This is a genomic window from Corynebacterium sp. NPDC060344 (assembly GCF_042725215.1).
Classification (GTDB): Bacteria; Actinomycetota; Actinomycetes; order Mycobacteriales; family Mycobacteriaceae; genus Corynebacterium.
Window position 1 is genome coordinate 519,143 of record NZ_JBHXCS010000001.1, and the last position, 14,909, is coordinate 534,051.

A 14,909-nucleotide genomic window follows, 5' to 3' on the forward strand; every position below is an offset into this window, starting at 1 on the left:
GCCGGGGCCCGGGTGCGTAATCTGAACGCCATGTTCAGCCCCCGCGATCTCCCGCTCCCCCTCGTCGGCGCCCCGATGGCCGGCGGCCCGTCATCGCCGGAATTGGTCGCGGAGGTCGCCCGCGCCGGGGGCCTCGGCATGATCGCCGCCGGGTATTTGTCGGCGGATCAGCTGGCGGGGGTCATCGCGGAAACTTTTTCGCTTTACGACGGCCCGCCGTCCCGCCGCCCCGCCCACGGCTTCCCGGTGCGCAGCACCCCGAGCGGCGGGCGCATCGGCGTGAACCTGTTCGTGCCGAACCCCGACGTCTCCGACGGCTGGCACGAGTACCGCGAGCGTCTGGCCGCGGACTTCCCCGCCGTCGAACTGCCCGACGAGCCCAGGTGGACCGACGACGACTGGGACGCCAAAATCGAGTTGTTGACGGGTGGCGGGGGCGGCGGGACGTCGTCAAGCACTGACGTGGCGACGGTGACCTTCACCTTCGGCCTGCCCAAGCGCGGCGTCGTGCGTGCGCTCAACGACGCCGGGAAATCCGTCGGCGTGACCGTGACCAGCCAGGATGAGGCGCGCGCGGCGCTGGCCGTCGGCGCCGACTACCTGATCGTGCAGGGCCCCGGCGCCGGCGGGCACCAGTCGACGTTCGCCGTGGCCGAGATGTCGCCGGCCGTCGGATTCCACGCGGGCGTGTCGGGGACGGCGGCGCTCGTGCGGTCGGTGCGCGCGCTTACCGACGACTACGCCGTCCTCGTCGCCGGCGAGGTCACCACGGTGCCGATCATCGCCACCGGCGGCGTCGGCGGGCGCCACGACGTGCGGGTGCTCATGGAAGCCGGCGCCGAAGCCGTGCAGGTGGGCACGCTGCTGCTGACCGCCGGCGAGGCCGGGACGCGGGAGCCGCACCGCAATGCGCTGCTCGCACACGACCGCGAGACCGTCATGACCAGGTGTTTCTCCGGCCGCTTCGCCCGCGCCCTGGAGAACGACTTCACGCTGGAGTATTCGGATGGCGCGCCGGCGGCGTACCCGCACGTGCACTTCCTGACGTCGCCCATCCGCGCCGCCGCCACCGCCGCCGGCGATCCCGAGGGCCTGAACCTGTGGGCCGGCGTGGGCCACAAGTCGTGCCGGGCGGCGTCGGCCGCCGAGATCCTGGCCGACCTGGCGCCGTAGCCGGGGTGCGGGCGGGCGCGCCCGGCGCCGCTGGCCCACCCCTTCCCCGCCCAACCCGCTCACCGGTCGCGCAAACCCCGACATCGCCCCGCGCATCGGCCTCGTGCTCGGGCGCCCGTGCCGAGAGGATGCCACCAATTTCGGCGACCTGCACAAACGGCCTTACCAACGCGGCGTTGGTATCTCACGGGCACGAAACACCCCGCAGCGCCTCTCCCAACCCCGTCATCGCCCGGCGCCACTGCCCGCGCGTACCGTCCAACTCGCTCACCGCCCACGCAAACCCCGCCATCGCCCGGCGCCGCTGGCCGCTCGTGCATATATGATGCCACCACTGCACATGTACAGCCCACGACCTGCGGCGATGCAGTCGCCTACGGGAGGGGTGTAACCGCATCTTCACGAAACCCGCGGGAGCTCAACGCATGAACGGCGCGGCGCGCGAAAAGTGACGCTGCGCGAAAGCTAGAGGACGTCGTCGTCGGCCCAGTTGTGGCCGCCGGCCTGACCTGCGGCACCTTGGCCATTTGCGCCCTGGCCGCCGGCCTGCGCGCCACCCATGTTCGGGCTCGCGGCGGTCGCGCCACCCGCGCCGCCGCCACTACCGGCGGCGTTGAGGTTCACCGTGTTGTTCACCGGCGGATTGCTGTTCACCGGCGCATTCGCCCCAGCGCCAGTCCCCTGCACGGCACCCGGATTGGCGTTGGCCGGATTCACGCCAGTCCCCTGCACGGCACCCGGGTTGGCGTTGGCCGAATTCGCGCCGGCCCCCTGCACGGCACCCGGGTTGGCGTTGGCCGCATTCGCCGCGGCGGCACCGGCAATCCCGGCAGCGCCCCCGCCAGCCGCGCCCCCGCCGACCGCGCCGCCAGCGCCAGCCCCAGCACCCGCAGCCCCAGCAGCCCCCGCCGCACCGGCACCCCCGGCAGCGTCAGCGGCCCCTCCACCTGCGGCGGGCTTGCCGGTGAGGAGGTCGAGGTAGGTGTCGTCGCCGTCGAAAAGCGTGCGCGTCAGCGCGGTCTTGGGGTTGAGTTTGCGCAGCTCGCCGAGCTCCCCGAGCGGCTTGCGCAGTTCGTCGAAGTCGTCGCCGAGTTCGCCGGTGATGCTCTCGCGGGCGTCGTCGATCGCGGTGCGGGCGGCGAGGATCATCGCGCGCACGTCGGTGATGATGTGCGGCAGCCGCTCGGGCCCGATCAGCACCAGGCCGACGATGAGAATGAGGAGGATCTCTCCCCAACCGACATTAGAGAACACGGGACACCACCTTAGCCGCCGCGGCACCCGTTCGCAGGGCCGGGGCTTGCTTGACGACGCCCACCTCCACCACCTCGCCCTACCCCGCGGGAGTGACGTCGAGGTCCATGCGCTGGCCGTCGCGGACGAGGGTGAGGCGGACGGGCTCGCCGGGCCCGGCGGTCCAGATGGCCACGGTGAGCTCGTCGGCCGAGCCGACCGTGCGGTCGCCGACGGCGGTGATGACGTCGCCTTCGCGGATGCCCGCCGCATCGGCCGGCCCGCCGGGCACGACGGTGGCGACTTCCGCGCCGGTCAGGGCGCCGTTGGCGGCGGTGCGGGCGGTGACGCCGATGTCGGGGTGGACCGGCGCCTGGCCCGCGATGAGCTGCTCGGCGATGCCCTTGGCCATGTTGATGGGGATGGCGAATCCCAGGCCCTGCGATCCGCCGGACACGGAGAAGATGACGGTGTTGATGCCGATCACCGCCCCGCGCTCGTCGACAAGCGGCCCGCCGGAGTTGCCGGGGTTGATGGAGGCGTCGGTCTGGATCGCGTCGGCGACGCCGTCGGTGTCGGTGCCTTCGCCGGCCAGGCGCACGGGACGGTTGAGGGCGGAGACGATGCCGGAGGTGACGGTGCCGCTGAGCCCCTGGGGCGAGCCCATCGCGATGACCGTGTCACCCACCTTGACCTGCGCCGAATCGCCGAGCTCGGCGACGGTGAGGCCCGCGACGTCCTCGACATTGATCACGGCCAGGTCGGTCTTGGGGTCGCGGCCGACGATGGTCGCGGGCACGCTGCGGCCGTCGCCGCCGACGGCGAAGGTCACGGTCAGCTCGGCGTCGGGCACGTCGGCCGCGCCGGAGATGACGTGGTTGTTGGTCAGGATGTGCCCGTCGCCGTCGATGACCACGCCGGAGCCGACGCCGCTCATCCCCGCGGCGCCGATGTTGATGGCCGCCACCGCGGGTTGCACGCGCTGGGCGACGTCGCCGATGGCCGTCAGCTCGCCGGATCCGGGGCGCCCCTCGACCTGCCGCAGCTCGACTCGCTCGTGGTCGGCGCGGAACGTCTTGCCCGCCCAGCCGCCGGCGAATCCGCCGATCCCGCCGAGCGCGAGCACCACGGCCGCGCCCATCGCGAGGATGCGCCACGGCACGATGCGCCCGAGCACGACTTCGCGGGCGTCGATGCGCGGCACCGGCACGACGCGCTCGCGCTCCGGCCGCTTCGCCTTGCGAGCGGTGCCACCGGTGACCATCCGCGTGCGCGGGTCGGCCCACGGCGAGTACCCGTCCCCGGCGTCGCCGTCGGGCTGGTCGAACAGTCCGTCACCACCGTCTTTGCTTGACGACGTCCCACCCCTCCCCCTCTCCGGCGGCAATTGCAGCCCCTGGTGGGAGCGCCCGCTGGGGGCGAAGGCGGCATCGAGTTCGGCGTCCGCGGAGCTTTCGGAGTTATTGGCATTCTCGGCGGACGCGGCAGCCCCAGGGGTCCCTGCGCCCGTGACAAGCCGATCGATGCCCGCGTCGCCGAATTCCCTGTCACCGAAGCCTCCGGTGCCATCGGCGGTGTGCGAGTGCGGGCCGGCTCCGAGGTTCGCCGCACGATGGCGCGGATCCGATCCGCCGACCACCCCGGCCGGGCGCTCGTAGGGGCTGCGACCCGTCACTGGCCGTTCCTCGGCTTGCGCAGGTGACGCCATGCGGATTCGACGAACGCGGCCAGCGAATCCGGGCGGCGGTGGGACAGGCGGCTGGCACCGGGGGCGTTTTCCGGCATCTGCTCGCGCGACATCGACGCCAGACGCTCCCTCAGGTCCGCCGGGATGTGCAGTTCACCGGAGTCGCGCAGCCGCCGTGCGGCCTGGCGCTGACGTGCGACTTCACGGCGGCACTCGCCGCAGGCCAGGAGATGCGCCTGAGCACGGCGGTGCGCCGACGCCCCCAATTCCCCGTCGACGAATGCGGCGACCGCCTCGGTGCCCAAATGATCGGTCGACGCGAACTCGTGATGCGGTGCCGCCATGCCGCGCCTCCTCGACAACGTCCGGGCCCCTCGGGCCGCCGGGCAATTAGTCCGGGCCCCTCGGGCCGCCGGGCAACTCTCCCGGCCACTATCAATTCTCCCGACCACGATACCGGCGGGGCCGTGCGGCGGCGACTACCGCGCGTGGGTGAAGGCGGCCCGATCGGCGCGGTCGAACTCCGCGGCCTCGAGGTTGGCGCGCAGCTGCGTGCGGGCGCGGTGGATGCGGGAGCGGACGGTGCCCATCTTCACGCCGAGCGTGTCGGCGATTTCCTCGTAGGTCAGGCCGACGACGTCGCAAAGCACGACCGCCGCACGATAATCCGGGTGCAATGCGGCCAAGGCGCGCTCGAGATCCGGGTCCAGGTTCGCGTCCGCGTACACCTGCTCCGGCGTCGGCGCGGTGCCCGGCACGCGGTCGTAGTTCTCCGGCAGCGCCTCCATGCGGATGGCCTGGCGGTGGCGGACCATGTCCAGGAACAGATTCGTGGTGATGCGATGCAGCCACCCCTGGAACGTCCCCGGCTTGTAGCGCTTGAGCGAGCGGAAGACGCGCATGAACGTCTCCTGCGTCAGGTCCTCCGCATCATGCGGGTTGCCCGTCAGGCGGAAGGCGAGGCGGTAGACGCTGTCGCCGTGCTCCTCCACCAACTGCGACCAGGAGGGCATGTCGCCCGCACCCGCGTCGAAGGCGGCGGTGCCGGACAGGGCCTCGGTGGGCTCGGCGTCGACGGGCTCGGCGGCCTCCACGGTGGGCTCGGCGGTCTCCACAGACTTCACGGCCTCCACGGACGCGGCCCGATCAGCCGTGTCACGCACGTCGGACTTGGCGTCGATGCGTGCGCGGGGAGAGCCTTCGTCGTTCATGGCAGGAACCTTGCCTCATTCACCTGGGGGTCCATTGACCTTAACCTGATAGACCAGTGTGAGTACAGTTCCAATTCGGCAACGAACGCCCCCGGGTGCACCTGGTTCACCTCGTTGCGGATCCCCACCACCCCGCGCTCCCCCGGCACGCCCCGGCACACGGTTCGCCCCACCTCCCCGCGCTCCCCCGGCGCGCCTTCACGGGACGATGGCGCGCGTCACCCTAGACTCGGCCCCGTGACCGATTCCGCAGCTCCGATCTCCGCCCTCGATGCCATGAGCGCCCACATCAACGCCACCTCCGTGGCCGATGAGGCCCTGGCCGGCGCGCGCGACGACGCCGCCGAATTCGGCTTGCCCGTCCCCGACGCCGTCGCCGGCGGCATGCTCACCGCGCTGGCCACGCTCGCGTCGGCGCGTCGCCCGGATGGCCCGGCCGCCGTCGCCGCGACCCCGGCGGTCGGCGTCGTCGGCCTGCATCTTTTCGCCGGCATGCCCGATGGCGGCGTGCTCACCTGCATCGACCCCGAGATCGAGCACCAGAAGCTCGCCCGCGACGCCTTCCGCCGCGCCGGGATCGGCTCGTCGCGCCACCGCTTCCTGCCGTCGCGCCCCCTCGACGTGCTGGGCCGCCTGGCGCCGGGCGCGTACGACCTCATCTACGCCGACGTCGCGCCCGCCGAGGTGGCTGTGTTCCGCGAGCGGGCCTGGCCCCTGCTTTCCGACGGTGGCGTCCTCATCTTCGCCGGCGTCCTCCTCGACGGCACCATCGCCGACGAGTCGCGTCGCGACCGCGACACCGTGGCAGCCCGCGAGGCCGAGCAGCATCTCCTCGAGCGCGAGGATGCCCTGGTCACGCGCCTGCCCATCGGCGCGGGCGCCATCGCGCTGATCAAGAAGTAGCGGTTCCGCATGGGTCCGAGCCCCGGCTCCGCCCACTCCGATCGCCGGCACCCCGGCACCGGAGCCTCCCGCTTCGACCGCCTGCGCCCGGGTGACCGCGTAGCGGTGCTGTCGCCCTCGTTCGCCGCGCCGGCGATCTTCCCGCAGGTCCATGAGCAGGCCCTTCAGCGCATCCGGGATGACCTGGGGTTGACGCCGGTCGAGTTCGCGACGACCCGTCGTCACGCATCCTCCCCCGCCGACCGCGCCGCCGACATCACCGCGGCCTTCGCGGACCCGGAGATCCGGGCGGTGTTCGCGACCATCGGCGGCGAGGATCAGGTCACCGTCGTCCCGCTTGTCGACGACGCCGTCCTCCGCCACAACCCCAAACCCTTCTTCGGCTACTCCGACAACACCCACCTGCTCAACCACCTGCACCGGCTCGGCGTCGGCGGGTTCTACGGCGGCTCCACCCAGGTGCAGATCGGCTCCGGGCCCGGCATCGACGACGTCCACCTTCGTTCGCTGCGGGCGGCCCTGTTCGGCGAAGGCCCCGGCGTGGGTGTCTCGGCCGACCAGCGCCTGGGCGCCGGAGATGGCGTGAGCGATGGCGGAACGGTGGGCCGCGCAGTGGAGATCGAGCTCACCGACCCGGGCGAGGCGGAGGACTTCGGCGTCGATTGGGCGTCGGCGCGGGCGCTGACCGAGTTTGGCGAACGGCGCCCGACGCGCCCGTGGGAGTGGGTCGGACCCGCCGCCGACGTTGCCGGACCAACGTGGGGCGGGTGCCTCGAGTCGCTGGTGGAAATCGGAATGGCGGGGCGATATCCCCGGCCGGAAGATCTGCGCGGGGCGATCCTCATGGTCGAGACCTCCGAGGAAGTGCCGCCCGTGAGTTGGGTGCGGCGCTGGATGCGGGCATTGGGAGAGCGCGGCATTCTCGCCGAAGTCGCCGGCGTGATCGCCTCATGCCCTCCGACCTCCACTCTTGCGGAGACGCCGGATGAGGCCACCCGCCGCGGATACGCCGACGATCAGGCGCACGCCATCATCGCGACCGTCGCCGAGTACAACGCCGAGGTACCCGTGTGCGTGGGAATCCCGTTCGGCCACACACGGCCGCAGTGGATCGTGCCGTACGGCGGAACGGTGCGCCTGGATGGCGTCAACCGCCGCGTCTTCGCGCGGTACTGACCGCTCCCCTCACTGCCACAAACCACGGGGTCTAAAACTCGGGTTCAGCCGAAAACGCCCCTCTAAACCACGGGTTCACCGTGACCCCGTGGTTTAGACCCCGTGGTTTAGAAATTTGGGCTCCCTCCACGCCCACCAGTGTGCGGTACAGGCCGCTCAGCGCACACTCGTCAAATGTGAAGCCCCGCCGGCGCCGACGAGTGTGCGGTACAGACCCCACAGCGCACACTCGTCAAATGTGAAGCCCCTCAAACGCCGACGAGATCGCGATCCCGCAGTGGAATCGCGATCTCGTCGGACGTGGTGGGCGCGGACCGTCGTAAAGCAAGCGGCGCGCGCCGGCCCCGCCAGCCCTACCGCGCGTTGGCGGTCGCCTCGACGATGGCGGAACAGAACTGCTCAAGGTCACCCGGGTTGCGCGAGGTGATGATGTTCCCGTCCACGACGAGCGCCTCATCCACCCAGTCCGCGCCGGCGTTGACCAGGTCGGCCTTGCACGACACGTACGACGTCAGCTTCGTCCCCGACGCCAGCCCGGCGTCGATGAGGATCCACGGCGCGTGGCAGATCGCGGCGATGGGGCGGCCGGTCTGGTGGAAGGCCTTCACGAAGCCGAGCACGCCCTCCTCGATCCGCGCCGCATCCGCATTCAGCGTCCCGCCGGGCAGCACCAGCGCGTCGAAGTCGCCGGCCTGCGCCTGGTTGACGTCGACGTCGACGACGAACGAATCGGCATGCTCCCAATCGCCCTTCATGGCGACGAAGGACCCCTCCGAGTACGACACGATCAGCGGCTCACCACCGGCGGCGCGGATCGCGCGCATCGGGTCGGTCAGCTCGACCTGCTCGACGCCCTGCCCCGCGAGCACCGCCACGCGACGCCCCTCGAGCACGCGGCCGTTGCCCTGGGCCGCATTGCCCTGGCCCTGGCCCTGGCCCTGGCCCTGGCCCTGGCCCTGATCCTGGCCCTGACCCTGGTTCTGGTTGGTCGAATCCGTCATGGTTTCCTCATTCCTCGTTCGTCCATCGGTTCCGCGGGCACTCCGCCCGCGGCACAACGGTAACCATTATTCACTGATAAGTGTTGCCGCGCCACAACGCTTCGTGCTTGACGACGTCCCGCCGCCCCACCCGCACCACCGCACGCAAAAGCCGCGGCACGTGAAACACGCACCGCAGCCATGCCCGCCGATAACCGGGGCGGGCGCCGGGGAGTCAAAGAGGGGTTGCCGCACGGCAACGCGCCCCCGCCCACCGCCTCGCGCGGCAGCCGGGGACGCGGGGAAGGCTAAATGACCTCGCCCTTGCCCACGGTCACGACGCCACCGGGGCTGATCTTGAAACGCTGCGCATCGCGCTCATGATCCACGCCGATGATCTCGCCGTCGCCGACGGCCACGTTCTTGTCCAGGATCGCGTGGCGCACCACGGCACCGCGGCCGACGCGCACGCCCGGGAACAGCACCGAACCCTCGACGGTCGCGCCATCCTCGACGATGACGTTCGTGCTCAGCACCGAATTGCGCACGGTGCCACCGGAAACGATGGTGCCCGCACCGACCATCGACGCCTGCGCGATGCCGCCCTGCACGAACTTCGCCGGCGGCAGATTCTCGTCCGCGAAGGTGTGGATCGGCCACTTCTTGTTGTACAGGTTGAACACCGGGTGCACGGAGATCAGATCCATGTTCGCCTCGTAGAAGGCGTCGATGGTGCCGACGTCGCGCCAGTAACCCTTGTCGCGCTCGGTCTCGCCCGCGACGTAGTTGTCCTTGAAGTCGTAGACGTACGCCTCGCCCTCGTTGACCAGCATGGGGATGATGTCGCCGCCCATGTCGTGGTCCGAGTCCTCGTTCTCCGAGTCGCGCTTGATGGCCTCGACCAGGGCGTCCGTGGTGAACACGTAATTGCCCATCGACGCGAACGTGGCATCCGGGTCATCCGGGGTGCCAGGCGGATCGGCCGGCTTCTCCAGGAAGCTGGTGATGCGGTTGTTGTCGTCGGCGTCGATGCAGCCGAAGGCGTGGGCCTCCTTGCGCGGCACGCGGATGCCCGCGACCGTGACGCCGGCACCGGACTCGATGTGCGCCTGGACCATCTGCTCCGGGTCCATGCGGTACACGTGGTCGGCGCCGAAGACGATGACGTACTCCGGGGACTCGTCGTAGACGAGGTTCAGGGACTGCAGGATCGCGTCAGCCGAGCCGGTGAACCAGCGCTTGCCCAGTCGCTGCTGCGCCGGAACCGGGGTGACGTACTGGCCGGTGATGCCGGACAGCTGCCACGCCTGGGAAATATGGCGGTCGAGCGAGTGGGACTTGTACTGGGTCAGCACGCAGATCTTCACGTAACCCGCGTTGACCAGATTCGACAGCACGAAGTCGATGAGGCGGTAGCTCCCGCCGAAGGGGACGGCGGGCTTGGCACGGTCCGCAGTCAGCGGAAACAGGCGCTTGCCCTCGCCTCCGGCGAGAACGATGGACAGGACATTCGGTTGACTCCTCACGCCCTCCAACCTATATGCGTTTGCCCGGTCCCGCTTCCGACGCCGCTACCCCCGCGGCGGCACCCGGGCCAAGCCCCGCGAATGCGGATACGCTGGTGACCATGCGAGTTGCGATGATGACCCGAGAGTATCCCCCGGAAATCTACGGCGGCGCAGGCGTGCACGTCACCGAGCTCACCCGCTTCATGCGCGGGCTCGACGGTGTCGACGTCGACGTCCATTGCATGGGCGCCCCGCGCGACGAGGAAGGGTGCTTCGTCCACGGCGTCGACCCGGAGCTCGCCGACGCGAACCCGGCCATCAAGACCCTGTCGACGGGCCTGCGCATGGCGGATGCCGCGGCGGCCACCGACATCCAGGTCGTCCACTCCCACACCTGGTACGCGGGCCTGGGCGGCCACCTGACCGGCAAGCTCAAGGGCATCCCGCACGTGGCCACGGCGCATTCGCTGGAGCCGCACCGTCCGTGGAAGCGCGAGCAGCTGGCCGGCGGCTATGACGTGTCGTCGTGGTCGGAGAAGAACACCATGGAGTACGCCGATGGCGTCATCGCGGTGTCGGAGCGCATGAAGGGCGCGATCCTCGAGGCGTACCCGCGCATCGAGCCGGACCGCGTCCACGTCGTGCTCAATGGCATCGACCCGGGCCTGTGGTACCCGCGCCCGACGTGGGAGGAGTCGAAGGAGGCCAACGGCTGGTCGGTGCTGGAGGACCTCGGCGTCGACCCGTCGCGCCCGATGGTCGCCTTCGTCGGCCGCATCACGCGCCAGAAGGGCGTGGGCCACCTGATCAAGGCCGCGTCGCAGTTCGACGATGGCGTGCAGCTGGTGCTGTGCGCCGGCGCGCCGGACACCCCGGAGATCGCGGCGGAGACGGAGCAGCTGGTCACGGACCTGCAGGCGGAGCGCGACGGCGTGTTCTGGGTGAAGGACATGCTGCCGAAGGAGAAGATCCAGGAGATCCTCACCGCCGCCGATTCCTTCGTGTGCCCGTCGATCTACGAGCCGCTGGGCATCGTCAATCTGGAGGCCATGGCGTGCGGCACGGCGGTCGTCGCCTCGGACGTCGGCGGCATCCCGGAGGTCGTCGTCGACGGCGAGACGGGTGCCCTGGTGCATTACGACGAGTCCGACCCCGACGCCTTCGAGGCCGACATCGCCGCCGCGGTGAACAAGATGGTCGCCGACCGCGAGGCCGCGAAGAAGATCGGCGAGGTCGGCAAGCAGCGCGCGGTGGACGTCTTCAGCTGGGAGACCATCGCGCAGGACACCGTCGAGGTGTACAAGAGCCTCATGTAATGGCTCACGCAGATTCCTCACGAGCCGCAGCCACCTTCGTTTTCGACGGTGGCTGCGGCTTTTGCGCCCGGGCGGCCGCGGCACTGGGACACATCACGCTTGGCGGGATGCTTGACGACGGCCCGGCCTCCTCCTTCCACATCGCCTCCTCGTCGGACTTCCCGTTCGAGCAGTTCGGCGTGGACGCGGCGCTCATCGAGCGCCACGCGCTGTACGTGGAGCCGAGGGACGAGCAATTGGCCACTGCTCCCCCGGCCACGGCCCCGCCCTTCGTCGCCCTGGGCCATCGCGCCATCGGCCACGCCCTGCGCGACCATGGCCGCACCCGCTTCTGGAGGCTCGCCGGCGCCATCCTCCTCCATCCCCTCATGCGCGCGCCGGCATCCATCGTCTACCGGCTCGTGGCCGACAATAGGGCGACGGTGTCGGGGTGGGCGGTGGCCGTCGTCAAGCTAAGGAACCGGGACTAGCCTGGGACCGTGACCACCAACGCGAACCCCGCCCGCGGCAGCCACCCCGCCGACCTGCCGACCACCCGCCACACGTTCTTCCAGGCATCGCTGATGACGGCGCTGCTCGACGGCATCTACGACGGCGAAATGTCGATCGGCGAGCTGCTGGGCAAGGGCAATTTCGGCATCGGCACGTTCGACGGGCTCGATGGCGAGATGGTCATCGTCGACGGCGTGTGCTGGCAGCTGCGCGGCGACGGCACGGCGACGAAGGCGTCGATGAGCCAGAAGACGCCGTACGCCGTGGTGACCAACTTCGTGCCCCACATCGTGCGCGACGCTCCCGACGACTGCGTCCGCGCCGACATCACCCCGTACATCGACTCGGTCGTGCCCAGCGCGAACTACATGTACGCGCTGCGGATCACCGGCGAGTTCGAGTGGGTGAAGACGAGGACCGTCGTGAAGCAGTCCCGGCCCTACCCCAAGATGATCGACGCGACCGAAGCCGACGAGACCGTCGATTTCGAGAACGTCCGCGGCGTCATCGCCGGATTCCGCACGCCCGTGTACGAAAAGGGCATCTCCGTGCCCGGCTGCCACGTGCACTTCATCGACCACGACCGCACCGGCGGCGGGCACGTGCTCGACTTCAAGCTGAAGTCCGGCACCATCGAGATCTGCCCCGGCACCGACCTGCAGCTGCGGCTGCCGCTGTCGGAGGAGTTCTCCGGCGCCGAACTGGCGCCCGAGGACCTCGACGCACAGATCCACGCCACCGAGGTGAAGGACTAGGAGTGGCGGGTGGCGCCGGCAACGCGGGCGGCGTCGCAAAGTACTACCACCGCTTCACAAAACCCCAGGTCGGCTTTTTCGGCGCCCCAAAAATGTGCACTTTCTGACGCCCGTGGCCGTCGTAAAGCAGGGACCTAGCAGGCCTTGCCCAGGCGCGTGACGTGCGCGCGGGCGGTGACCTCCATCTGATCCGGCAGGGCGGCGATGCGCTCGGCCAGGACGTCCGGGTGGATGTGGCGCGCCGAGGGGCTCATGCCGATCTGCGCGGCGATGGCGCCCTGGTCGAGCATCATCGGGAACTCGACGAGCTCCGGCTCGCCGACGGGGACGAGGTGGCCCTCGGCCTGCGCGATCATGCGCTCGACCTTGCCGCGCTCGACGTCGATGATGCCCAGCGGCTGGCGCAGCTCCCCGAGGTGGCCGGTGGCCGCGGTGAGCACCACGACCTGGCCGCCCGGCTTAAGCACGCGGGCGAACTCCTCCGCGTTGCGCGGCGCGAAGATCACCGTGATCGCGTCGATGGAATTGTCGCGGATGGGCAGGCGCGCCCACGCATCGGCCACGACCGCACCAACGCGCGGATGGCACTTGGCCAGGTGCTTCGCCGCCGGCACCGACACGTCGATGCCCACCCCGCGCGCACCGTCAACGCCATCGAGCGTGTGCGCCAGGTAGTAGCCCGTGCCCGCGCCGATCTCCAGAATCGACGGGCTGGCCTCCTCGGCAACGCCGGCGTCGTCGAGGACGTCCTGCACGTTGCCGGTCACGGCCTCGACGAACGGCGCATAATGCCCGCCGGAGAGGAACTCCTCGCGGGCGCCGATCATCTTCGCGTCATCGCCCGAATACCGCAGGCCGGCACCGCCGGCGAGCGTGACGTAACCCTGGCGGGCGACGTCGTAATTGTGGCCCGACTCGGACTTCAGAGTCGCCCACTCGGGGTCGCCGCACCGCAGCGGGGACCCGTCGATGGGGTCTGCGAGCACGTCGATGATGTCGGCGAGCAACCTTTTCCTCCTCGGAAAGTCGGGCATTGGCGGCGTCGACCATCACGATCGGCGCTTCAATGGTGGCCAATCCTACCGCGCACCACGGGACGGCTTGCCAATGGGCCGCACAAGTGAGGCCACACTTGTGGGGCCGGGCAAGCGGGCCCCACAATCGCGCCACCCAAAAACCGGGCCCCGCCGACTCGGCGTCGGCGGGGCAGGGTCAAAGCAGCCGGCGGCCCGTGCTTCCGGGCCGCCGGCGCGATCGAAGATCGGCGGGAACTACTCGCCGACCGAGCTGAGGGCGGCGCCGAGCTCGGCGGCCTCCTCCGGCGTCAGCTCGACGACCAGACGGCCACCGCCGTCGGCGGGGACGCGCATGACGATCTTCTTGCCCTCCTTCACGGCCTCCAGCGGGCCATCTCCGGTGCGGGGCTTCATCGCTGCCATGTGGTTTCTCCTCATTCGCGAACGGGCGTGGGCGGCTCTCCGTCAGTGCCGCGCCTACTCGTCCATGATACGCGCTTTCGCAACGCCGGGGGTCGTTCCGGCGCATTGGGCAGGCGCGACAGCAGCACCGCGAACACCGCCCAGAACACGGGGATCAACAGGACATATAGGCATACGACAAGCACCTGGATCATGTTTCCTCCCCTTCGTTCGGCGCCACCCCGCCGACCACATCGCGCAGTGGCGGGCGGTCGTCGGGCAGGTCCTCGCCGGTCGCCGGGGCGAGCCCGATCTTGCGCAGCAGCGTCGCCGACACCTCCACCGCCATCGGCCCGAGCTCGCCCAGCGGCCGATTGCGGTGCGCCCGCACGCCGAGGTCCGCCTCGGCGATCGACGCCGCTCCCCACCGGTCGGCGACGTCGACGAGCAGGCCGATCTCCACGCCATAGCGCGCGGCGAACGGCAGCTCCATCAGGTCGGCGCGCCACGCCGCGTACTCCCCCGACAGTGGCTGGCGGATCACCGCGAGGTCCGGCCGGAATGCGGCCAGCAGCGGCCGGGCGGTCAATTCGGTGACGCGCCCGCCGCCGACGTCCCCGGGCGCATCCCGGCGGTAGTGCCCCTTGACCAGGCGCACGGAGTCGTCGGCAAGCAGCGGCGCGATCAGCGACGGCACGAACGCCGGGGACGGGTCGCGCAGGTCGGCGTCGAGGAAGACCACGATGTCGCCGCGCGCCGCGCCGACCCCGCGCCACATCGCCTCGCCCTTGCCGGGGCGGGTGGGCACGCCGGGCAGCGCGTCGGCCCAGTTGACCACGCGCGCGCCGGCGGCCTTGGCGACCCGCGCGGTCGCGTCCGCCGAATCCGAGTCCACGACAACGATCTCGTCGACGATCCCCGCGGCCACGCTCGGCCGCACGGACTCGATCACCGCCGCGACGGTCGCTTCCTCGTTCAGGGCCGGCAGCACCACGGACACGGAGGGCCGCTTGACGACGCCCCCCTCCCCGCCATCCGCCCCATCCATCACGGCGGC

The 14,909-nt window shown here is 70.6% G+C and carries 15 protein-coding genes; 6 read left to right on the forward strand and 9 right to left on the reverse strand.

The annotated features are described in order from the left end of the window. The first annotated feature begins 30 nt into the window (after positions 1–30). Positions 31–1,173 (forward strand): nitronate monooxygenase, encoded by a 1,143-nt coding sequence (locus ACFWGD_RS02285; RefSeq protein WP_377776881.1) that lies wholly within the window; start codon positions 31–33, stop codon positions 1,171–1,173. 465 nt (positions 1,174–1,638) lie between these two features. Here the strand turns inward: ACFWGD_RS02285 and tatB are convergent, their stop codons facing one another. The 4 genes from tatB to sigE form a co-directional block, all read right to left on the reverse strand. Continuing rightward, positions 1,639–2,427, reverse strand: coding sequence for a Sec-independent protein translocase protein TatB (gene tatB, locus ACFWGD_RS02290; RefSeq protein ID WP_377776882.1), 789 nt, complete (start codon positions 2,425–2,427; stop codon positions 1,639–1,641). A 79-nt stretch (positions 2,428–2,506) separates the two neighbouring features. Further along, entirely contained in the window at positions 2,507–4,081 is a 1,575-nt protein-coding gene (locus ACFWGD_RS02295) for a S1C family serine protease (RefSeq protein WP_377776883.1), read from the reverse strand. Further along, the gene (locus ACFWGD_RS02300; RefSeq protein ID WP_377776884.1) at positions 4,078–4,437 is read right to left on the reverse strand and encodes a zf-HC2 domain-containing protein; all 360 of its coding nucleotides are present in this window, start codon (positions 4,435–4,437) and stop codon (positions 4,078–4,080) included. Before ACFWGD_RS02300 ends, ACFWGD_RS02295 begins: the two co-directional genes overlap by 4 nt. A gap of 135 nt (positions 4,438–4,572) precedes the next feature. Then, positions 4,573–5,304, reverse strand: coding sequence for an RNA polymerase sigma factor SigE (gene sigE / locus ACFWGD_RS02305; protein ID WP_377776885.1), 732 nt, complete (start codon positions 5,302–5,304; stop codon positions 4,573–4,575). A gap of 276 nt (positions 5,305–5,580) precedes the next feature. Here sigE and ACFWGD_RS02310 point away from each other — a divergent pair, with 276 nt between their 5' ends. Beyond that, on the forward strand, positions 5,581–6,207 hold the full coding sequence (locus ACFWGD_RS02310; protein ID WP_377777022.1) for an O-methyltransferase: 627 nt from the start codon (positions 5,581–5,583) through the stop codon (positions 6,205–6,207). A gap of 9 nt (positions 6,208–6,216) precedes the next feature. Beyond that, positions 6,217–7,383: a S66 peptidase family protein gene (locus ACFWGD_RS02315; protein ID WP_377776886.1), complete on the forward strand. Its 1,167-nt coding sequence runs from the start codon at positions 6,217–6,219 to the stop codon at positions 7,381–7,383. Positions 7,384–7,736: 353 nt separating this feature from the next. Here the strand turns inward: ACFWGD_RS02315 and ACFWGD_RS02320 are convergent, their stop codons facing one another. Continuing rightward, the gene (locus tag ACFWGD_RS02320) at positions 7,737–8,384 is read right to left on the reverse strand and encodes a type 1 glutamine amidotransferase domain-containing protein (RefSeq protein ID WP_377776887.1); all 648 of its coding nucleotides are present in this window, start codon (positions 8,382–8,384) and stop codon (positions 7,737–7,739) included. Positions 8,385–8,671: 287 nt separating this feature from the next. Then, positions 8,672–9,889 carry a glucose-1-phosphate adenylyltransferase gene (gene glgC / locus ACFWGD_RS02325; RefSeq protein WP_377776888.1) on the reverse strand — a complete coding sequence of 406 codons (1,218 nt, stop codon included), beginning with the start codon at positions 9,887–9,889 and terminating at the stop codon, positions 8,672–8,674. A gap of 101 nt (positions 9,890–9,990) precedes the next feature. Between glgC and glgA the strand changes: the two genes are divergently transcribed. The 3 genes from glgA to budA all read left to right on the forward strand — a co-directional run bounded on the left by glgA (position 9,991) and on the right by budA (position 12,434). Then, positions 9,991–11,187 (forward strand): glycogen synthase, encoded by a 1,197-nt coding sequence (glgA, locus tag ACFWGD_RS02330; RefSeq protein WP_377776889.1) that lies wholly within the window; start codon positions 9,991–9,993, stop codon positions 11,185–11,187. Positions 11,188–11,294: 107 nt separating this feature from the next. After that, on the forward strand, positions 11,295–11,657 hold the full coding sequence (locus ACFWGD_RS02335; RefSeq protein WP_377776890.1) for a hypothetical protein: 363 nt from the start codon (positions 11,295–11,297) through the stop codon (positions 11,655–11,657). 9 nt (positions 11,658–11,666) lie between these two features. Then, positions 11,667–12,434: an acetolactate decarboxylase gene (budA, locus tag ACFWGD_RS02340; RefSeq protein ID WP_377776891.1), complete on the forward strand. Its 768-nt coding sequence runs from the start codon at positions 11,667–11,669 to the stop codon at positions 12,432–12,434. Positions 12,435–12,568: 134 nt separating this feature from the next. Here the strand turns inward: budA and ACFWGD_RS02345 are convergent, their stop codons facing one another. The 3 genes from ACFWGD_RS02345 to ACFWGD_RS02355 all read right to left on the reverse strand — a co-directional run bounded on the left by ACFWGD_RS02345 (position 12,569) and on the right by ACFWGD_RS02355 (position 14,900). Further along, on the reverse strand, positions 12,569–13,441 hold the full coding sequence (locus tag ACFWGD_RS02345) for a methyltransferase domain-containing protein (RefSeq protein ID WP_377776892.1): 873 nt from the start codon (positions 13,439–13,441) through the stop codon (positions 12,569–12,571). Between the two features lie 264 nt (positions 13,442–13,705). Next, positions 13,706–13,873, reverse strand: coding sequence for a DUF3117 domain-containing protein (locus ACFWGD_RS02350; RefSeq protein ID WP_082719111.1), 168 nt, complete (start codon positions 13,871–13,873; stop codon positions 13,706–13,708). Between the two features lie 190 nt (positions 13,874–14,063). After that, complete coding sequence (locus ACFWGD_RS02355; RefSeq protein ID WP_377777023.1) at positions 14,064–14,900, reverse strand: glucosyl-3-phosphoglycerate synthase; 837 nt, start codon at positions 14,898–14,900, stop codon at positions 14,064–14,066. Positions 14,901–14,909 lie beyond the last annotated feature (9 nt).

Bases quoted from the DNA above. Each gene is read 5' to 3' on its own strand.
- sigE (WP_377776885.1), bottom strand. From the start codon at position 5,304: ATGAACGACGAAGGCTCTCCCCGCGCACGCATCGACGCCAAGTCCGAC.
- ACFWGD_RS02350 (WP_082719111.1), bottom strand. From the start codon at position 13,873: ATGGCAGCGATGAAGCCCCGCACCGGAGATGGCCCGCTGGAGGCCGTG.
- ACFWGD_RS02315 (WP_377776886.1), top strand. From the start codon at position 6,217: ATGGGTCCGAGCCCCGGCTCCGCCCACTCCGATCGCCGGCACCCCGGC.
- ACFWGD_RS02320 (WP_377776887.1), bottom strand. From the start codon at position 8,384: ATGACGGATTCGACCAACCAGAACCAGGGTCAGGGCCAGGATCAGGGC.
- glgA (WP_377776889.1), top strand. From the start codon at position 9,991: ATGCGAGTTGCGATGATGACCCGAGAGTATCCCCCGGAAATCTACGGC.
- ACFWGD_RS02300 (WP_377776884.1), bottom strand. From the start codon at position 4,437: ATGGCGGCACCGCATCACGAGTTCGCGTCGACCGATCATTTGGGCACC.
- ACFWGD_RS02285 (WP_377776881.1), top strand. From the start codon at position 31: ATGTTCAGCCCCCGCGATCTCCCGCTCCCCCTCGTCGGCGCCCCGATG.
- ACFWGD_RS02310 (WP_377777022.1), top strand. From the start codon at position 5,581: ATGAGCGCCCACATCAACGCCACCTCCGTGGCCGATGAGGCCCTGGCC.
- ACFWGD_RS02335 (WP_377776890.1), top strand. From the start codon at position 11,295: ATGCTTGACGACGGCCCGGCCTCCTCCTTCCACATCGCCTCCTCGTCG.
- ACFWGD_RS02355 (WP_377777023.1), bottom strand. From the start codon at position 14,900: ATGGATGGGGCGGATGGCGGGGAGGGGGGCGTCGTCAAGCGGCCCTCC.